At 55.2% G+C, this 19608-nt stretch carries 21 protein-coding genes and 1 pseudogene; 11 read left to right on the plus strand and 11 right to left on the minus strand.

The genetic code is table 11. From position 1 onward, the window contains the following. Window positions 1-91 precede the first annotated feature (91 nt). The 5 genes from IE105_RS07575 (at window position 92) to rsmA (ending at window position 5664) form a co-directional block, all read left to right on the plus strand. Window positions 92-1270 carry an LptF/LptG family permease gene (locus tag IE105_RS07575; RefSeq protein WP_189497075.1) on the plus strand — a complete coding sequence of 393 codons (1179 nt, stop codon included), beginning with the start codon at window positions 92-94 and terminating at the stop codon, window positions 1268-1270. Then, entirely contained in the window at window positions 1270-2364 is a 1095-nt protein-coding gene (locus IE105_RS07580; protein WP_189497077.1) for an LptF/LptG family permease, read from the plus strand. The genes IE105_RS07575 and IE105_RS07580 overlap by 1 nt, the downstream gene beginning before the upstream one ends. 145 nt (window positions 2365-2509) lie before the next feature. Beyond that, window positions 2510-3778 (plus strand): peptidylprolyl isomerase, encoded by a 1269-nt coding sequence (locus tag IE105_RS07585; protein WP_189497079.1) that lies wholly within the window; start codon window positions 2510-2512, stop codon window positions 3776-3778. Window positions 3779-3791: 13 nt separating this feature from the next. Continuing rightward, window positions 3792-4808: a 4-hydroxythreonine-4-phosphate dehydrogenase PdxA gene (gene pdxA / locus IE105_RS07590; RefSeq protein ID WP_189497081.1), complete on the plus strand. Its 1017-nt coding sequence runs from the start codon at window positions 3792-3794 to the stop codon at window positions 4806-4808. Then, a complete protein-coding gene (gene rsmA, locus IE105_RS07595; protein ID WP_189497299.1) occupies window positions 4798-5664 on the plus strand; it encodes a 16S rRNA (adenine(1518)-N(6)/adenine(1519)-N(6))-dimethyltransferase RsmA in 867 nt (288 codons plus the stop codon). Before pdxA ends, rsmA begins: the two co-directional genes overlap by 11 nt. Here rsmA and IE105_RS07600 read toward each other — a convergent pair. The 7 genes from IE105_RS07600 to fabD form a co-directional block, all read right to left on the minus strand. After that, window positions 5610-6401 (minus strand): DUF2238 domain-containing protein, encoded by a 792-nt coding sequence (locus IE105_RS07600; RefSeq protein WP_189497083.1) that lies wholly within the window; start codon window positions 6399-6401, stop codon window positions 5610-5612. The two genes, rsmA and IE105_RS07600, sit on opposite strands and share 55 nt — an antisense overlap. Beyond that, window positions 6391-7029, minus strand: a complete 639-nt coding sequence (gmk, locus tag IE105_RS07605; protein ID WP_189497085.1) for a guanylate kinase — start codon at window positions 7027-7029, stop codon at window positions 6391-6393. Before gmk ends, IE105_RS07600 begins: the two co-directional genes overlap by 11 nt. A 25-nt stretch (window positions 7030-7054) precedes the next feature. Further along, window positions 7055-8089, minus strand: a complete 1035-nt coding sequence (mltG, locus tag IE105_RS07610) for an endolytic transglycosylase MltG (RefSeq protein ID WP_189497087.1) — start codon at window positions 8087-8089, stop codon at window positions 7055-7057. A 9-nt stretch (window positions 8090-8098) separates the two neighbouring features. After that, window positions 8099-9379, minus strand: coding sequence for a beta-ketoacyl-ACP synthase II (gene fabF, locus IE105_RS07615; protein WP_189497089.1), 1281 nt, complete (start codon window positions 9377-9379; stop codon window positions 8099-8101). A 28-nt stretch (window positions 9380-9407) separates the two neighbouring features. Next, complete coding sequence (locus tag IE105_RS07620; protein WP_189497090.1) at window positions 9408-9644, minus strand: acyl carrier protein; 237 nt, start codon at window positions 9642-9644, stop codon at window positions 9408-9410. A 210-nt stretch (window positions 9645-9854) separates the two neighbouring features. After that, complete coding sequence (gene fabG / locus IE105_RS07625; RefSeq protein WP_189497302.1) at window positions 9855-10595, minus strand: 3-oxoacyl-[acyl-carrier-protein] reductase; 741 nt, start codon at window positions 10593-10595, stop codon at window positions 9855-9857. A 3-nt stretch (window positions 10596-10598) separates the two neighbouring features. Next, the gene (fabD, locus tag IE105_RS07630; RefSeq protein WP_189497092.1) at window positions 10599-11543 is read right to left on the minus strand and encodes an ACP S-malonyltransferase; all 945 of its coding nucleotides are present in this window, start codon (window positions 11541-11543) and stop codon (window positions 10599-10601) included. 248 nt (window positions 11544-11791) lie between these two features. Here fabD and rpsF point away from each other — a divergent pair, with 248 nt between their 5' ends. The 3 genes and pseudogenes from rpsF to rplI all read left to right on the plus strand — a co-directional run. Continuing rightward, window positions 11792-12142, plus strand: a complete 351-nt coding sequence (gene rpsF, locus IE105_RS07635; protein WP_189497094.1) for a 30S ribosomal protein S6 — start codon at window positions 11792-11794, stop codon at window positions 12140-12142. 25 nt (window positions 12143-12167) lie between these two features. Continuing rightward, window positions 12168-12428, plus strand: coding sequence for a 30S ribosomal protein S18 (gene rpsR / locus IE105_RS07640; RefSeq protein ID WP_189497095.1), 261 nt, complete (start codon window positions 12168-12170; stop codon window positions 12426-12428). Between the two features lie 14 nt (window positions 12429-12442). Beyond that, a pseudogene (gene rplI / locus IE105_RS07645) lies at window positions 12443-13012 on the plus strand (50S ribosomal protein L9); the annotation flags it as partial. A gap of 242 nt (window positions 13013-13254) precedes the next feature. On the opposite strand, the gene IE105_RS07650 reads toward rplI, so the two are convergent. Next, complete coding sequence (locus IE105_RS07650; protein ID WP_189497098.1) at window positions 13255-13431, minus strand: hypothetical protein; 177 nt, start codon at window positions 13429-13431, stop codon at window positions 13255-13257. A gap of 93 nt (window positions 13432-13524) precedes the next feature. After that, window positions 13525-13896, minus strand: a complete 372-nt coding sequence (gene panD, locus IE105_RS07655; RefSeq protein WP_189497099.1) for an aspartate 1-decarboxylase — start codon at window positions 13894-13896, stop codon at window positions 13525-13527. Between the two features lie 116 nt (window positions 13897-14012). On the opposite strand from panD, the gene IE105_RS07660 reads away from it, so the two are divergent. Next, on the plus strand, window positions 14013-14498 hold the full coding sequence (locus tag IE105_RS07660; RefSeq protein WP_189497100.1) for an asparaginase domain-containing protein: 486 nt from the start codon (window positions 14013-14015) through the stop codon (window positions 14496-14498). A 120-nt stretch (window positions 14499-14618) separates the two neighbouring features. Here IE105_RS07660 and IE105_RS07665 read toward each other — a convergent pair whose 3' ends face one another. Further along, a complete protein-coding gene (locus IE105_RS07665) occupies window positions 14619-15116 on the minus strand; it encodes a lactoylglutathione lyase family protein (RefSeq protein WP_189497101.1) in 498 nt (165 codons plus the stop codon). 102 nt (window positions 15117-15218) lie between these two features. Between IE105_RS07665 and IE105_RS07670 the strand changes: the two genes are divergently transcribed. Further along, the gene (locus tag IE105_RS07670) at window positions 15219-16115 is read left to right on the plus strand and encodes a LysR family transcriptional regulator (protein ID WP_189497102.1); all 897 of its coding nucleotides are present in this window, start codon (window positions 15219-15221) and stop codon (window positions 16113-16115) included. Window positions 16116-16171: 56 nt separating this feature from the next. Here the strand turns inward: IE105_RS07670 and IE105_RS07675 are convergent, their stop codons facing one another. After that, complete coding sequence (locus IE105_RS07675; RefSeq protein ID WP_189497103.1) at window positions 16172-18268, minus strand: S9 family peptidase; 2097 nt, start codon at window positions 18266-18268, stop codon at window positions 16172-16174. Between the two features lie 107 nt (window positions 18269-18375). Between IE105_RS07675 and IE105_RS07680 the strand changes: the two genes are divergently transcribed. Then, window positions 18376-19599 (plus strand): DUF2336 domain-containing protein, encoded by a 1224-nt coding sequence (locus tag IE105_RS07680; RefSeq protein WP_189497104.1) that lies wholly within the window; start codon window positions 18376-18378, stop codon window positions 19597-19599. Window positions 19600-19608 lie beyond the last annotated feature (9 nt).

Below are 19608 nucleotides of genomic sequence, written 5' to 3' on the forward strand. Positions count from 1 at the left end.
TGCGCGACGCTTGGAATTAAAAGCCGCTTAAGCGAATGATACGCATTCATCGCAGGCAATATACTCAACAAAAGGTCAATATTTTTCCCTTATGCCGCTTTTACAGCGATATCTCTGGACGCAAGCCTTCTGGCCCACCGTCATGACACTGGCAGCCTTAACCCTGCTGGCGCTATTAACGCAGTCATTACAGACACTCGACCTGATTGTGGAGAACCGCCAGAGCGCACTCACCTTCCTGAAAATCACAGGGTTAGCTTTGCCGCAGCTAATCGGCATCATTCTACCGCTCGCGGCTTTTATGGCCGCACTTTACGCGCTCAACCGTATGAATGGCGATTCGGAAATCATCGTCGCGAAAGCCGCCGGGGCGTCTCCTTGGCAGATCGGGTCACCGCTCATTCGCCTCGGAATCTTAGCGTTGGTCGTCCACTTGCTGATTACGCTGTTCATTCAACCCTCTGCCTTCCGCGAAATGCGCGCCGAAATTCTCGAGGTTAGAACAGATTTAGCCTCGCAGTTGGTTCAAGCTGGGGAATTTGTGAGTCCGACCCGCAATCTTACACTTTACGCACGCAACATCGGCGTGGGCGGCGAATTGCAGGACGTCTTGATCCATGACGCGCGTGACCCCGAAGATGTTATTACTCACACGGCCAAAACAGGCGTCGTCCAACGTACACCCGCCGGGGCCGCATTACTGCTGAGCGACGGCACGGTCCAACAACAGCTCCCTGACGGCTCACTGGATGTCATTCAGTTCAAAAACTATCGGCTCGACCTCTCGGACGCGTTTGCGTTTGATACGCGGCTCAGGCTGAAACCCTCTGATTTATATTTGCACGAATTACTCCGGCCTGACCCTCGCAATTTCATTTACGGCACACAGAAACAGGAATTTGGCGCCGAAGGACATTCGCGGCTTGCCGCACCACTTTATAATGTTGCCCTCATTATGCTGGCGCTCTGTTTTATGGTGCGTGGGGAACATCAACGCCTCGGCTATTCCCGCCGGATCATTATTTGCGCGGCGCTGGGCTTTATATTGCGCATTCTTGGATTCGCAGCCGCTTCAGCGGCGGAAGCCGACACGGCGTTGAATGCGGTGCAATATGCTATCCCGGGGCTCATAATTCTACTGGGCGGCGTGTATCTGAGTCGTCGGGGTCGCGTGCGCAAGCGCGGATCAAGGCGCCGTATTGCCGCTTACGAAGCCGGCCTCGCCGCCATGACCGGTTCTAAAGCACAGCCTTTAGATGCAGCCTACTGATGCCTCTCACTCTGTTTCGATATATCTTGTTCCGCGCTGCCCGTAGCGTTTTGGTCGCGTTTCTCGTCGTCACGAGCATCATCATGTTGGTCGACTTCGTCGAAGCCAACCGCGATCTCGGGTCCGATGTCGATGTATCGTCGTTCCAGCTCCTCACGCTGACCCTGCTCGAAATACCGAGCCTGATTGAACAGACCATCCCCTTTGTCGTGCTCTTCGGGATGATTGGCGCGATTAACGGCATGAACCGACGCTCTGAACTGATTGTGATGCGCGCGTCGGGTCTATCCGCCTGGTCGATTATTCGACCGTGTTTGTGGCTAGCCGGGCTTCTTGGCATCGGCTGGGCGATGGCGTTCAACCCGATTGCATCCCGCATGTATGATCAATTCGAGGTCAAGTCCGCTGAGTGGCTTGGCGACGGCCCCCGTAACATGGAAGACACGGTTTGGCTGCGCGAAGGCCGCGGCGATCAGCAGATCGTCATCCGCGCCGAGTCCGTCAATCTCTCGACCCGCACGCTGACCAATGCGACGTTTCTTCTGATGGACGTGGGTCCCGACGGAAACACGCAGTTTGCAAGACGCTTCGATGCCGGATCTGCCCAGCTCATCACGCAAGGCTACTGGCAATTGGTTGATGTGATTGAAAACGCGCCCGGCGAAGCCATGCAGAAACTCGAAGCGATTTCGCTCCCCACATCGATTGATAAGGATGAATTGGCCGAACAAGCCGATGGGAACTCGAACGCAGGGTTTTGGTCCATGCCGAAAACAATCCGCGACAATGAAGCCGCCGGTTTTTCTGCCCGTGAATTGCGTTTACGTTTTAATCGCCTGCTCTCGCTCCCGATCATGTTGATTGCGATGACTTTCATCGCCGGAGGCGTGTCTATGAGCCTGACACGAGAGGGCGGGACATTGCTCCTAATGATCATCGGCGCAGGACTGGGGTTTGGCGTATTTTTCGCCGATTCCATGGTCGGCGCATTCGGAGAAGTTGCCATCGTTCCCGTCATTGCGGCAGCGTGGTCTGTGCCATTGATCGTATTGATGTTAGGCATCAGCCACCTCGCCCACATTGAAGATGGGTAATGACCGATAATTAAGGCTCGGCACGGGATTCCAAGCCTATATCATGATAAGATAAAGAGCCGCGCCCCGCGATTGCCGGGATGCCGATAGGACGTTAAGACAGGGGCTAATATGCGGCTCCCCGCAAAGAAGGCATGAAGACGCTATGATGACATCATCGCTCAGCAAACTGGCACTAACAGCCGTTCTCGCCCTATCTGGCGTGACATCGGCGCTGGCACAAACTCAACCCCAAGGGGGCCCCTCCCCCACCGCGCATTCAATTGCGGCTGTGGTCAATAGCGATATTATTACCAGCCATGACTTGCGCCAGCGCGTGCTCTTCATGCTCGCTACGACAGGGGTTGATCGTAACGAAGAAACCCTCGTGCGGATCCAGAATCAAGCGCTTCGGAATCTTGTCGATGAACATTTGCAAATGCAGGAAGCGGAAAAGTTTGAACTGACCATCGACGATGCGGAAGTGAACCAAAATGTCGGCCGCCTCATTGGTCGCAATGGTTTGGACCCACAAGAGGTCGTGCAACGGCTGGCCGATGTTGGGGTGTCGATTGACACGCTGCGCGATCAGGTGCGGTCGGAAATCGCTTGGCAACGCATCGTCAATGGTCTGTTCGGGCAAAGAATTCGTATTTCCGATACGGTGATCGACGAAACATTAAATCGGATTTCCGCGACGGCTGACCAACCGTCCTACCGTATGGCCGAGATTTACATTGAAGCCTCTGAAGACATTGGCGGACCCACCGGCGCCCTCGATGGCGCCAAAGCGATGATCTCACAACTGGCCCAAGGCGCGCCTTTTGCCCTATTGGCACAGCAATTTTCGAGTGCGTCCACGGCCGCGTCCGGGGGTGACATGGGATTTGTCAAAGCTGGCGACGTTCGGCCTGAAATCGCAGCCGTCATCCCGGAACTCGATGATGGGGAAGTGTCAGAGCCAATTATCGTTCCCGGCGGTGTTTATGTTGTCGCGATCATCGAACGTCAGGTTTCCGAGAATGATACGCTCTATAAGTTGGCACAACTGACGGCGACAGCAGATGATTTTGAAACCGCCAGTGCGCGCTTGGACGCGATGCGCGACCAGATTACGACCTGCGACGCTCTCAAAGACTTGGCTGACGCCAATGAAGATTTGACGACAGCGTCAATGGGCGAACTTAAAGCCTCCGACATGGGTGAATCCATGATCACGATGCTGGCTGATACGGGTGTCGGCGAAATGTCTGAACCTGTCGAGCGCCCCACGGGCGCATCGGGCGTTGTTGTGTGCGAACGTGAATTAACGGGCTCGCAAATTCCAACCCGTGACGCGATTGAAGATCGGTTGATGGACACGCAACTCGCCCAAGCATCACGCCGTCACCTGCGGGATCTACGTCGCAAGGCCGCGATTTCGGTGCGCGGATAACCCCGGCCAACACATGACGCATAAGCCGATGAAGCCGCTGGCCCTGACCATGGGTGACCCGGCGGGCATTGGCCCTGAGATTACGTGGAAGGCCTGGGAACGCCTGCGCGGTGAACCTGATCTGGCCTTCGCTGTGATCGCGCCGCCGGTTGCGCTGACCCGCGTTTCGCGCAGCGATCATCCAATCCAAATCATCACGGACCTCGCAGACGTCAGGGCCTGTTTCGCGGACGCCCTCCCGGTTCTTCCGATTGAAGGCAATGCCGCCCGCCCCGGGGAGCCGGACCCGATCCACGCGGACACCATCACGCGCAGCATACAAACCGCCGTGACGCTTTGCCTGTCGCACGACGCGGACGCGGTTGTGACCAATCCGATTGCCAAAGATGTTTTATACCGGGCCGGGTTTTCCTTTCCCGGCCATACGGAATATCTCGGGTCGCTCTGCGCAGGTGTAGACGCGCCCTACCATCCCGGCCCGGTCATGATGCTCACCGCACAGGACTTGCGGGTCGGCCTCGCCACAATTCATATCTCTCTGCGAGACGTTCCCCAGACGATCACGTCAACGGTTGTGATGAATACGGCCCGCACGCTTCTGGGGGCCTTATCGCAAGACTTCGGCATCAAACATCCGCGCCTCGCCGTGTGTGGGCTCAATCCTCACGCCGGAGAGAACGGCGCCCTTGGGTCCGAAGAACAAGACATTATCAATCCGGTCTGTCGCCTGCTCCGCGCGGAGGGCCATCAGGTCACGGACGCCCTGCCCGCCGACACATTGTTTCATGCTGAGGCCCGCCTGACCTATGACGGCGTTCTCTCTATGTATCACGATCAGGGGCTAATCCCGGTCAAGACACTGGACTTCCACGGCGGGGTCAACGTCACGCTTGGTCTGCCAATCGTCCGAACTTCACCCGACCACGGCACCGCCTTTGGCATCGCCGGACACGGCATTGCGCGACCCGACTCGCTCATCGCCGCCCTACGCAAAGCCCGCGAGATTGCGACACATCGTTATGCCCCATAGCGCGCTAGAGCGTCTTCCGACGCTGCACGAAACCCTCCAAATTCATAAGCTACGGGCGGACAAATCGCTCGGGCAACACTTTCTTCTCGACCTCAACCTGACGCGCAGCATCGCCCGCCTCGCGAAGCCGCTGGACGGCGTCAATGTTATTGAAATTGGCCCCGGTCCGGGCGGATTAACACGCGCTTTGATCTTGGAAGGCGCAGAACGCGTGCTGGCCGTCGAAATGGATGACCGGTTTTTGCCGCCGCTCAAACATATTGCTCTCGTCACTGACCGGCTCGACATCCATCACGGCGACGGTTTGAAGGTAGATTTTGCCGACGCCTTGCCCGCCCCGCGTAAAATTGTGGCCAACCTCCCCTATAATGTCGGCACGAAAATGCTGATCAATTGGATGACCATTCGGCCGCGCTTTTGGGAACAAATGGTGCTGATGTTTCAGCTTGAGGTCGCCGCGCGGATTTGCGCCCAACCCGGCGACAATGCTTATGGTCGCTTGGCCGTCCTCTGCCAAAGTGTGGGGGACTGCCGCATTGCGATGGAAGTGCCCGCCCGGCTCTTCACGCCGCCGCCCAAAGTGGACAGCGCTGTGGTCGTCATTGATCCGTTGGACGAGCCATTTGAAGACCTGAAAAGTCTGGGCGAACTCACACACGCCTGCTTCGGGCAGCGCCGAAAAATGATGCGCGCGTCATTAAAAGGTTACGCCAAGCGCAAGAATATCGACTTAGCCGCGTGGTTAGCCGCCGCAGACGTTGATCCGCAAGCGCGTCCAGAAACCATCCCAGTGGAAACGTTTCAGCGCTTAGTGTCGCTAGTTCCGCGCGAGACTAAGTCATCGTCTTCGACCTGAGACTGATCTGCATCATCGAACATGTGTGGATTATCTTTGATAAATTGATCGATCGTGCGCGGCAGGAAGCTTTTACCGCCACGTTTTAGATACCAATAACCGGCCCCCGCACCAATGGCTGCGCCAATGACATCAACGATTAGATCTTCCATCGTATCGACAAGACCCGATTTTTGCATATTCATCCCAAAAAACTGATCCATCGCAAATTCGTAAATTTCCCAAACGGCCCCGATCGAAACGGCAAAAGCAAAAGCCATGATTGCGAGCAGTAGCGCGGGCGCGCGTAGGCGATCGCCGCGCACAAAGAACAACATCACGACCGTCCCTATCATCGCGAATCCTATCGCAGACCCCGTATGCAAAAGCGTGTCCCACCACGTGAACCGCTCATAAAAATCACCGATTTCACCCAGGAAAATTGTCCCAAAGATAAAAAAGACGACAGCACCAATAAAAGATTTGGGTAACCGGACATCGGCCCAGCTCTCGAAAAAGAATGGCAAAAGCGTTAGGCCGAAAACTGTAATAGCAAGAAAGAGTTGATTCCAGTTTTGGGTCCAAACGCTGATCCCGGCAGACCCCATCAACAGAGCCCAGACCCCATAGGTGAACAGGCTGTGCTTACGATCAAACAGGTCGGTCGCGGTCGGTCGGCGAATATCATGAGGCTTAAGAGGTTTAGCCGATTTACCCGCCGCAACAGTCGCCTCAGTCTCGTCTGGTTTATGCGCCATCTATGAGGTCCTTGACGAAGCGTGACGTCCACGGCTGACGTTTACGCTTTAGCCGCTCCGCATTGATGATGGTTTGAAGCTTAGCTTGAGCTGCCTCGACATTTTCATTGACGATGACATAATCATATTCCGCCCAGTGGCTAATCTCGGCTTCGGACTTGCTCATCCGCTTGGCAATCGTCTCATCGCTGTCTTGTGCGCGCGAGCGGAGGCGCTTTTCGAGTTCGCGCAGGGTTGGCGGCAGGATAAAAATTTTGATCAGATCATCGCTCGCCGCCTCGGTCAGCTGCTGTGCGCCCTGCCAATCAATGTCGAACAAGACGTCACGCCCCTGTTCTAAGGCACCGAAAACCGGTTCCGACGGCGTGCCATAATAATTGTCGAATACGCGCGCATGTTCGAGGAATTGATCCGCATCGCGCATTTCGGAAAAGCGGTCTTTATTGATAAAAAAATAGTCTATCCCGTCGACTTCGCCGGGACGGGGCGACCGCGTCGTTGCTGAGACGCTCATCGCTATATCAGGATTATCCGCGAGCAACCCGCGCGTCAGCGTCGTTTTACCCGCGCCCGACGGGCTCGACAGCACGATCATAATGCCGCGTCGTTCCATGTGGCGCTCACTCATGACATTGCTCTCATCATAGACCGTTTCATCGCAGGCCACGTTCGCGCTGTATCTTCCGCCATTTGGCGACATTGCGATTATGCTCGGCCAGCGTCTTGGCAAACGCGTGCCCTCCCGTGCCATCCGCCACAAAATAGAGCATCTCCGTCTGTGCGGGATTCAGCACAGCGCGGATGGCTTGCGCCCCTGGATTACAGATGGGGGTTTTGGGAAGACCGACAATTTGGTAGGTATTCCAGTCCGTGACCCGGTCAATTTCCGATTGGTATATGCGCCGACCAATCGGCTCGCCCTGGGTGATGCCGTAAATAATCGTCGGGTCAGATTGCAGCCGCATTCCGCGCCGCAGACGGTTCACGAATAAGCCTGCCACCATGTCCCGTTCCATTCCCACTCCGGTCTCTTTCTCCACCACAGACGCCAGAATGACCGCCTCTGCCTTGGTCTTAAAAGGGAGATTGGGCGCGCGATTGTCCCACAGCGCATCAATCAGCTCCGTTTGCGCAGCCGTCATTTTTTCAATCAAAGCGGACTGTGTCATGCCCCGCGGTGTCAGGTAGGTTTCGGGTAAAAGCGTCCCTTCCGCGGGAACAGCCGGATTATCGTCGACCAAAGTCACAACGCCGTCCAGCGCCCGAACGATCTGCGCCGAAGTGACGCCCTCCGGCGCGGTAAACGGATAAAGAATAGCGCGACCGTCGGCGAGCTGGTCGTAAATTGACGCCATGCTACCGGGTGTCACGGAAAACTCGCCAGCTTTGAACTTCGCCTGATTGCCGCGCAACCGCGTGACAAGCTTGAAAATATCAGCATTGGCGATCAATCCGTCCGCTTCTAAGCGCGACGCGATAGACGACAGGCCAGACCCGCGCGGCACGTCAAAGACAACAGCCTCTGTCGAGACATCACGCGGTGTATTTTCATAGGTCCAATTGAGCGCGCTATAGCCGATAATGATCGCGCCCAGCCCAAGCGTGATCAACCCGCCGAGGCCGATAATAAACAAGAGAGCACGGTTCTTCTTCCGCGCTTTTTGTTCAGGAATGGGAGGCCGCGTCACGCAGTAGACCTAATCAACTTTGGCGAAGATCACCGCCGCATTTGTGCCGCCAAAGCCAAAACTATTACTCATCACCGCTTTGGCTTCGAATGGCTTTGCGGTGTGCGGAACAAGATCGAGCTTCGTTTCGACACTCGGATTATCGAGGTTAAGCGTTGGTGGGGCCATGCCGTCGCGGAGCGCCAGAATGGAGAAAATGGCTTCGATCGCCCCCGCCGCGCCCAACAAGTGGCCCGTTGCAGATTTAGTCGAGCTCATCAGCACATTGCTCGCATGCTCACCCAATAGTTTTTCGACGGCCATTACTTCGAGCTCATCGCCCAATGGTGTGGACGTTCCGTGTGCATTGACATAGCCAATATCGGAGACATCCAATCCGCTGTTCTTGAGCGCAGCAACCATCGCGCGGTGGCCACCTTCCCCTTCGGGCGCAGGGCTGGTAATATGGTACGCATCACCTGAGAGGCCGTAACCGCGAAGCTCGGCATAAATTTTTGCGCCGCGGGCTTTGGCGTGTTCATATTCTTCTAGCACGACCACTCCGGCCCCCTCGCCCATGAGGAACCCGTCCCGGTCTTTGTCATACGGGCGGGAGGCCTTTTCAGGCGTGTCATTAAAGCCCGTCGTCATAGCGCGGCAGGCAACAAAGGCCGCAATGCCGAGACGTGTAATCGCGGCCTCGCCACCCCCAGCGACCATCACGTCGGCGTCACCATGCGCGATTAAACGCCCAGCATCGCCAATCGCATGGACACCCGTTGCGCAGGCCGTGACGACAGAATGGTTCGGACCTTTGAGGCCGTGTCGGATCGAGGTTTGGCCGGACGCCAGATTGATCAACATCGACGGAATAACGAAGGGCGACAGGCGACGCGGCCCTTTTTCATGCAAGGTTATAGACGCGTCATAGACAGTTTGCAGCCCGCCAATACCGGACCCAATCATGACACCTGTGCGGTATTGAGCCTCTTCGCCCAGCTCTTTTGGAGCCCATTTGGCGTCCGCGAGCGCTTGGTCTGCAGCTGCAATAGAATATAGAATAAAATCGTCGATGCGCTTGGCATCGCGGGCGCTCATGACATCATCGGGATCGAAGGCGTCGGCGCGATCTGGAAATTCTGACTTTCGTGGCACGGGGGCCGCGACTTTACAGGCGATGTCAGAGACATCAAAATTTTCGATCTTGCGGGCGCCGGAACGCCCCGCAAGAATATTGGACCAAGCGGCTTCAACCCCGCATCCGACAGGTGTGACTAGGCCTAAACCCGTAACGACAACCCGTCTTTGCATAATTGACCCCTTGGTGACTTAAGAGGGTCTAACCGACCTTCTCGGAGATGAATTTAACGGCATCGCCGACAGTCTGGATGTGCTCAGCGGCATCGTCAGGGATTTCAATATCGAATTCCTCTTCAAAGGCCATCACCAATTCAACGTTGTCGAGGCTGTCTGCCCCAAGATCGTCGATAAAGTGCGCGTTATCCGTGACTTTTTCTTCTTCCACGTCGAGATGCTCTACGACCATCTTCTTCACGCGAGCCATTACGTCAGACATATATTTTCCCTATACGGCGCCGGATGATCCCGGCTAATTTACTGGCTAGTTTGGGGTTAACCCCTTGGTTTGCAACCCCAGCCGGGTTTTTTAGCCCGCCTGCGACTACCACAGGCCCTTGAGCTTCGCTACCCCAGCAAGAGGCCTAAATCCCCATAAAACCAGAGAAATACAGTGCTTAAATCAGGGGTTTTTGGGGGTAAAACGCCCCTAAACCATCACCATCCCGCCATTCACGTGCAAGGTCTGACCTGTTACGTAGTTCGCTTCGTCGGATGCGAGATAGAGCGCCGCATTGGCGATATCGTCACCGGTGCCCAACGCGCCCATCGGTACACGCGCAATGGTCGCGTCGCGTTGTTGGTCATTTAACGCGTCCGTCATTGGCGAAGTGATAAAGCCCGGAGCGATACAATTCACGGTAATTCCCCGCGTCGCGACTTCCTGAGCCAAAGATTTGGAAAAGCCAATCATCCCGGCTTTTGACGCCGCATAGTTGGTCTGCCCTGGATTGCCGGTGACGCCAACCACGGACGTAATACCGATAATCCGACCGGACCGCGCCTTCATCATGGGGCGGAGGCAGGCCTTACAGAGTCGAAAATAAGACTCCAAATTGATCCGGATGACATCGTTAAAATCCTCAGGCTTCATCCGCATTAAGAGGCCGTCGCGGGTGATACCCGCATTGGCGACCAGAATATCAATCGATCCGCCGAGCGCGTCCGCGGCTTGCTTCGGGAGCGCATCAACAGCGTCCGGATCAGACAAGTTCGCCGCGGCAATCACAACCCGCTCGCCGAGTTCTGTTGCGAGCGATTCGAGTTTTTCTGCCCGCGTGCCAGAAATGGCGACATGTGCCCCCGCCGCATGCAGCTTGCGCGCAATGGCGCCGCCCAATCCGCCTGTCGCGCCGGTAACCAGCGCCCGTTTTCCGTCGAGTGAGAACATCATCTATCCTTTTACTAATTCTGCAAATTCAGCCAAGGCTTCGGGCGTGTCCAGGGGCAGACCCTTTGCCTCTTTCAAAGCGCGGCGCATCATCACTGATAAAACTTTGCCGCACCCCGGCTCGGCAAACAGATCGACGCCTTCGTCGAACATAAATTGCATCGATTCGCGCCACCGGACGCGGCCCGTAACTTGGGTGACAAGATCCGTGCGAAGCTGAACCGGGTCTGTGACCGGACGCGCTTGCACATTATTCACAACCGGCACGGTTGGAACATTCACGTCAATATCTTCGAGGGCATCCGCCATCGCATCCGCTGCGGGTTGCATGAGCGCACAATGAAAGGGTGCGGAGACGGGCAGGAGCACGGCTTTTTTAACACCGTGACCTTTTGCACTTTCGGCTGCGGCTTCAACCGCGCGTTTTTCGCCTGAGATGACAATCTGCCCCGGCGCATTATCATTCGCGATCTGGCAGTCACCAAACGCAAGCCCGGAGGCAACGACCGCTTCTGCCTGTTCGAATGAAGCCCCTAGCAAGGCCGCCATCGCGCCTTTACCCGCAGGAACGGCCGATTGCATCGCGTTCCCGCGAATACGCAGCAGGCGCGCCGTATCTTCAAGCGAAATGGCCCCTGAGGCACATAGCGCCGTATATTCCCCCAACGAATGCCCGGCGACAAATTTGGCCTGATCGACTGTGATTCCGTGCGCCTCTTTTAAGGCCGCCATCGCCGCCATCCCGCACGCCATCAACGCCGGTTGCGTGTTCGCCGTCAGCGTCAGCGCATCCGCGGGACCATTCCACATCAAGTCAGAGAGTTTTTCGCCGAGCGCCGCATCGACTCGGTCAAACACAGCCTTGGCCGCCGGCGAGCTTTCCGCCAGAGCTTGGCCCATTCCGACGAATTGACTGCCCTGTCCGGGAAAAGTGAATGCAAATGCCATAAAGGTCTCGTGAGTATCGTTTCGCGATCAAAAAAATAACATAGCGGAAATGAGGGCTCGCTGCCAATAGTTTGACGTCTTGGATTGACCGTCATTGTCGCTTGAATTTGCAGGGACCTCTGTATATGTCGCGCGCTTCACCGGATGACGGTGGGCGTCAGAAATAATTCTGCTTAGCCTACCCATCGATACACTGTCCCACCTTCACGGGCTTGTGTCGCCGTCACCACGATCTGAAGGACGACCCTATGGCTCTTTACGAGCATGTGGTGCTTACGCGCCCAGACATCTCTTCGACACAAGTCGAAGAATTCATGCAAACTCTCGCATCCAAAATTGAAAACCTCGGCGCAACCGTCGAAGGCGCTGAATATTGGGGCCTGCGGAACCTTGCTTACCGTATGAACAAGAACCGCAAGGCGCATTACAGCCTGCTTAAAGTCAATTCCGAGCCCGGTCTGCTGCACGAAATCGAACGTCAGCACCGCATCAACGAAGACGTTCTTCGCTATATGACGATCGCTGTTGAAGAGTTCAACGAAGAGCCTTCCGCGATTCTCAAGAAGCGCGAAGAGCGCAAACGTCGCGACCGTAACTAGGCCCGAAACAGGAAAGGATTAGATCATGGCTAAACAAGACATTCGTATCGAAAACCTGCCGAGCCGGACCCCGTTCCGTCGTCGTCGCAAGGTATGCCCATTCTCTGGCGAGAACGGCATCAAAATCGATTATAAAGACCCGAAGATGCTGCAGCGTTATATGTCAGAAAAAGGCAAAATCGCGCCAGCCCGTATCACGGCTGTCACCCACAAGAAGCAGCGTGAGCTGGCCCGTGCAATTAAACGCGCGCGCTTCCTCGGCTTGCTTCCCTATGAAGTGAAATAGAAAGGAACCGGACAATGGACGTTATTCTTCTCGAACGTGTTGAAAAACTTGGTGTTATGGGCGACGTCGTGTCGGTCAAACCCGGCTTCGCACGTAACTACCTGATTCCTCAGGACAAAGCCCTCCGCGCAACCAAAGCCAACCGCATTCGGTTTGAAGCCGAACGTGAGTATCTTGAACAGCGTAACGCGGAAAATGCTGAAAAAGCCCTCCGTGATGGCAAAAATATCGACGGCACGCAGGTCACAATGATCCGCCGCGCCGGTGATACGGGCCTTCTCTATGGGTCAGTCTCCATGCGCGATATTTTCGAAGCGCTTATGCTCAAAGATATCTCGGTCAAACGTAACCAGATCATCATTGATCAACCCATCAAAACTTTGGGTGTTCATGAAGTTCAAATCCGTTTGCATGCTGAAGTCTCCGTGCCGATGACAGTCAATGTCGCGCGCTCTGAAGACGAAGCTGTGCGTCAAGCCAAAGGCGAAGACGTGATTGCAACGCAACAGGCTGAAGAATCAGCTGACGCACGCGAATCCGCACAAGAGCGGGCTGAAGTTGCCGCCGAAATGTTCGACGGTGATGCGCCTGATCACGTCGCAGACGAGACCGTTGCCGAAGGCGACGCGACCGAAGGTTTGGCGACAGAGCTTGAAATGGCCCGTGCCGTCCACCCTGAGCCGATTGAAAAGCCGGCTGAAGCGGATGTTGTGTCCACGGAGGAAGAAGAGGAAAACTAGTCTCCTCTTTCTTTTCTTAAAATTAGAAAGCCCGCCAATTTGGCGGGCTTTTTTTATGGCAAAACAAAGGGGATGCGCTGTCTGCCTTATCCCATATCCGTTTTAAACCGGGCGACATAGATCCCGAACCCAACGGACAGAACCACCAAGGCAACGCCAATCGTGCGACGGCTTAAGACCCCCGCGAACGCGACATTTGTGGTCGTGACGCAAGCAAAAACACCGCCATTGAAGGCGAGGATTAACCCCGCAAGGATAAGCACGCCCCGCCACCCTGTCGGTAGAAATTTAGTGGACCTGCCTTTTTTTACACGCCGAAACCAATAGAAAGAGTGCGGCGTGGAAGTTGGCAATGCTTACCCGTTCGCGGCGAGCGGCGGAGCAATCACTTCATTATGCTCATCCAGCAACACGACCTTCGGCTCATAGCTCTTGGCGATTTCGGCTTCCATCTGGGCGTAGGTGATGATGATGATTTTATCGCCGAGTTGCACGCGGCGGGCGGCCGCGCCGTTCAGACCAAATGTTTTGGACCCGCGCGGAGCGGTGATGGCGTAGGTCGTGAACCGCTCGCCATTGGTAATATTGAGAATATCGACCTGCTCATTCGGCAGAATACCGGAGAGGTCGAGAAGGTCCCGGTCAATCGAAATTGACCCTTCGTAGTGGAGATCAGCCTGAGTCACCGTGGCTCGGTGAATCTTGCCTTTCATCATTGTCAGTATCATGGGGTCTCCAGCTTGCTTCACACCTTATATAGGATGTGACATAGGCGCGTAAAAGGTGAAGCCCCGATATCGCATATCAGTCTTGCCACCATTTATACTCTGTTCAGGAGCCGATCATGGATGTTCTCATCCTCACCACAGGCGGCACGATTGATAAGGTCCATGACCTCGTCCGTGAGACCCTCGTCTTTGACCGCGAAGCCGGGTCTTGCGTACCCGCCATTCTGACCCAAGCGCGGGCCGATTTTCCATTTGTTGAACAACTCATGACGCATGACAGCCTCGATATGATTGATGCGGACCGACAGGTCCTAGTCGATGCCATCCTCGCCGCGTCAGAGCGCCATATCGTCATCACCCACGGCACGGGCACGATGGGGCTCACCGCGCGCTATATCGCGGACCGTGTGAAAGATTGCACAGTTGTGCTCACTGGCTCAATGCGGCCCTATTCTTTGGGGCGCTCGGACGGCGGATTTAATCTCGGCGGGGCCATAATCGCCGCCCAGACCTGCGCGCCCGGCGTTTACGGCGTGATGAATGGGCGCGTCATTAGCGCGGACGATCTAGAGAAAAACCGCACGACAGGACGGTTTGCTTGAGGGCTGATTAGCCCCAGCGCGGCGCCGCTGACGCGTGTATATCCGCCCATATATTTAGTCTCAAATGCCGCTCAAAGCGGGCATAACGATATACCACCTTTATGCCCGCACGCCATTCCATCAGGCGTATGCATTAGCCGAATAAGTAAGCTCATAGCTGTGGCTATAGAGTTCAAAAACAATGCCAAATGGGTCCTCGACATAGACCATGCGGTAGGGCTTCTCTCCAGGGAAATATTCCCGCACAGGCATCCGTTGCTTTCCACCTGCCGCAATAATTCGTTCAAGAAGACCTTCGAGGTCCGGGTCTTGAATGGCGAAGTGAAAGGTTCCGTGCTGTCGGAAAGGTAAATTTTCGTCGGGAGCCTTATTGCCCTTAAATTCGAAAAGCTCGAACCCAATCCGGTCTGCAGTCGCCAAGTGGGCAATCCGCAAACTGTCCCACCCTGCACCAAACACGTCCGTGCACATTTGGCCGACGGGGCTGTCGTCTTCATGGATTTCTAACGGCGCGTTGATCGTGTAAAATCCCAAAATTTCCGTGTAAAATTTCACGGCGGCATCAAGATCGGGCACAGACAGGCCAATGTGTGAGAATGTGCGGGGCGTTACGGGCATAAAATTTATCTCCAAGAGTGGTGTTGACTCAGGATATAATTGACATCAGTCATATTTAAAAATAATTATAAATGAGAATTATCATAATTTTGAGTTATCATTATGCTGAACGCACACTGGTTGGAAACGTTTATCGTTCTGACTGAGACGGGCCATTTTACGAAAACGGCCGAGATACGGGGCATGACACAGCCCGGTGTGTCTCAGCATTTGAGCAAATTGGAAAACCAGCTTGGACATGCTTTAATTTCGCGAGACGGAAAAAAGTTTACCCTGACACCGGCGGGGGAAGCGGTTGTAATCGTCGGAAAAGCGCGACGTGACCAAGAAAAAGACTTGCTACAAACTATCCGGCACGATGACCCTGGAATTGGTCGTGTCAGCTTGGGAACGGCGGGAGGGTTTGCGACGCTTCTCTATCCAACGCTATTTGACATGATGATGGCGTCTCCAGACTTGAACATCTGCCTCGAAGCGGCTCCGCAAGACAGTGTTCTAAAAGGCGTAAAAGACGGACGATTTGACCTTGGAATCATTGATCATGAACCCCGAGACCCGCGACTTGAGGCTGAATATTTAGGGCAGGAAGAGCTTTGCTTAGTGCTCCCAAAGAACGCCCTGCGCGCGCCGATTACTTTTTCGTCGTTACAAAAATTGGGATTAGTCGCCCACCCGGATGTCAATCAATATGCGGATGAGCTGTTCTCGAAAAACTTCGGGTCTATGTTTAAAGGGGCCGAGCAGCTTCGCGTGCGCACCTCTGTCAATCAAATCAATCAAATCCCGGCGCCCGTTGAAAACGGCCTAGGTTACACGCTGTTACCGCGCAGTGGGATCGATGCTTATCCTAATCGCGAGAACCTTGAAATCATGACACTCCCGGACCCAGTCTTTCACAGCCTATGGCTTGTGTTCCGGCGAGGTCGCGTTTTGCCCGCACGCGTTCGGCGCGTATCAGAGCAAATCCGCCTCACCTCATCAGCACTTGAAACACGCTAACTAAACTTAAGCCGGCGACAGTTTTTACGTGAGTCAGACCCTTTAAGTGTCCGCCACTAAGCCTTTCCCACGGCCCACAAGGCGAACGCATATTCCAACGCCGTTTCCTTGAGTGATTCATACCGCCCGCTTTCGCCCTGATGTCCCGCTTCCATGTTCATTTTGAGCAGGATCGGGGCGTCGCCGGTCTGGTGATCACGAAGGGTCGCCGCCCATTTGGCCGGTTCCCAATAGGTGACGCGCGGATCGGTCAGACCGCCCGTAATCAGGACGGGCGGATAGTCGGCATCGACGACGTTCTCATAGGGGCTGTAAGACAGAATGGTGTTAAACGCGGTCTCGTCTTCGAGCGGGTTGCCCCATTCCGGCCATTCCGGTGGCGTGAGCGGCAGGTCACCGTCGCTCATTGTGTTGAGTACGTCGACAAACGGAACCGCGCCAATAACCGCGCCAAACAGAGACGGGTCTTGATTGAGCGCCGCCCCCACGAGCAATCCGCCCGCAGAGCCACCGTGAGCCACAATGTTTCCGCGCGTCGTCCACCCTAGATCGACCAAAGCCCGACCCGCATCCACGAAGTCGTTAAATGTATTAATCTTTTGGTCGAGTTTTCCGGCTGTATACCACTCGTACCCCTTTGCCATACCGCCCCGGATGTGGGCGATGGCATAGACAAATCCCCGATCGACTAAGCTGAGTCGAGCGGTGCGGAAATCCGCGGGCATTGTATGTCCATAAGAGCCATAGCCATAAAGGAGCACCGGGTTGGTGCCATCGGGCGTCACGCCCTTACGGTAGAGCAGCGTGACAGGAACGCGCTGCCTATCCCGCGCCTCAATCTCAATCCGTTCCGTGACGTAATCGTCCGGGTTATGGCCGCTTGGAACCGTCTGCTGTCGCACGAGGCGACGCTCGCGGCTCGCCATATCATAGGCATAGACAGAGGCTGGCGTGGTCGGACTACTATAGCTGTAGTGGATCAGGCTGGTGTCATATTCATAGCCACTGACCAAACCGAGCGCATAAGCCTGTTCATCCAGTGCGATAGCGTGATCTTCGCCGCTCTCCATATCGCGAATGACGATGCGCGGCAGGGCGTTTTCGCGCTCCAACCGCACCATATGCCCTGAATAGGTTTCCATACCCAGGATCAATCGTCCGGGCACATGGTCAATATAGGGGATCCACTCTGCCGGATTGCTTTGGTCGCCAAGCGAGGTCGACGACCGGAATATGGCGAAGTCCACGGCGCCCTGATCATTAGAGAGAATATAGCTCGCCCCGCCCTGTGGCGCGACTTCATATTCTACGCCGGCCCGGCGCGGCGCAAAGCAAACCGGATCGGATTGCGGCGCGTCCATGGGAACGGCCCAGACTTCACTGGTCGTATGATCATGCGCGGAAATCGTGATGAATTGATCATCATCGGATACACCGATCCCGACAAAAAAACCGGGATCATTTTCGATAAAGGCCGTCGTTGGATCCTCAGACCCATCAATATCGCGGTGAAGGACGATCGACGGCCGCTGATTTTCATCCCGCTCAACCCAAAATAATGTTTTGCAATCCGCGCCCCAAACCAACGATCCGGCCGACGTATCAATGCCTGTGAACACAGCCTCCCCGCCCGTCGCCGTCGCAATATGGACATCGAAGTTTTCCGAGCCCTGTAAATCGAGACCATAGGCGAGCCGTGCGTGGTCCGGACTGTGGCTAACATCACCCAGATCGAAATAGCCCGTTGAGTGTTGGCTGAGCGCTTCCGCATCGAGCACTATCTGCGCGTCGCCCCCATTGCGCGGCTCTCGCATATACGTGCCATGCTCTTGGCCCGGTTCAAACCGGTGATAGTAACGCCACGGCCCGTCGGGTAATTTGGTGGATGACCGCGCCGGTTCTAACCGCCCTTTCATTTCAGCAAAAAGCGCTTGTTCCAGATCAGACAACGGTCCTAACAAGGCTTTCGTATAGGCATTTTCTGCCTCTAAATGATCGCGAATCTCGGCGGTCAACAGAGACGGATCACGCAGCACAGTCTGCCACTGCTCATCTTTTAACCACGCATAATTATCGATCCAATCATGGCCGAACCGCTGTTGCGAGATGGGTCGTTTTTGTGCCCGTGGGGCGAGAGCTTTATGATCAGTCATAGTGCGCCATGTAAGGTGGTGGTCACGGAGTGTTAAGGGCTTCCCGTTACCCTTTTTTATGAAGAGTCTGTCCGATTTTCGGATTTGCAGCATGAACTGGACCCAAAATGTCAGTGCCTGCCAGAGCATTAGAGCTTGATCCCGCCATGCAGGCCGCCCCGCCTGCGGATAATGTGCGGCGACAGCTGGCGCGGCGACTCGCCGACGCCATTTGCTTGCCTGCATCTAAATTAACACCGCAAGAACGTCATATGGCGGGCGATGTGCTGGTCGAACTGCTTCGCTCAGCGGAACCTGACATTCGCGAGGCCGTCGCCAAACGACTGGTGATGCTCAACGAAGCCCCGCGCACGATTCTTGTTATTCTCGCGAAAGATGAAATTCATATCGCGCGACATGTTCTGGAGAACTCCCGGAGCCTAACCGATTCTGACATGATTCAAATCGCCCGTAAGGTGAAAATGGAACATCGGATCATGATGGCCCAACGTCGCAACCTCTCAGATGCAGTTGTCGATGTGCTGGTTGAATTCATGGAAGAGGATGTTGTTGAGACATTGCTCAAGAATAAGGGATCGAACCTCTCGGATACGGCGATACAGCGGATCCTCGTGACGTCGCGTTCGCATCAACCCTATGTCGAACTCTTGGCGAAACGTGATGAATTGCGGCCTAGTCACGGTCTGACCATGTATTGGTGGGCCGATGCAACAAACCGAAAGCGTATTCTGGCGCGCTTTGCCGTCACGCGGCATGTTTTACAGGAAAGTACGGGCGACCTCTATCCGCTCGCGGCCGAAGAAGGCTGGCAGGATTCCGGGGTTCGTAAGGCGCTGCAATTCATCGAACGTCGCCAACGCAATCGTGTTGCGCTTGAACGGTCACCCTATGAGAGCCTTGAACAGGCCATTGAGTCGATATCCGTCTCAGGCTTAACCCGAGCTACGACGGAAGAGATTTCCTATATGGCGGGCATTAAACCCGCGACGGGTGCGCAAATTTTGACCGACAAAGGCGGACAGCCCATTGCCATTTTCTGTAAAGCGCCCGGCCTGCGTCGTGAGTATCTTGAAATGCTCTGGCTCGGCCTTGGACGTCGGACACAAACGGCCGAAGGGCGCATCGACCCAGATTATAATCGGGTGATTGAAACTTATGACACAATTTCGACGGATAAGGCGCAAACGGTCTTGAGATATTGGAACTGGTCACTAACCGCGTCACTGAGCCCTGAAGTGTTGGAATATATCCAAAAAGGCGTCATTCCGCGCGAGGAAGACTTCGGCGCCGCAGCCATCACTGCGGCACTTGTCTTCTCTCATCGTCGCTAGCAGAGCGCA

It is taken from the genome of Algimonas arctica (assembly GCF_014652695.1).
GTDB classification, from domain to species: domain Bacteria; phylum Pseudomonadota; class Alphaproteobacteria; order Caulobacterales; family Maricaulaceae; genus Litorimonas; species Litorimonas arctica.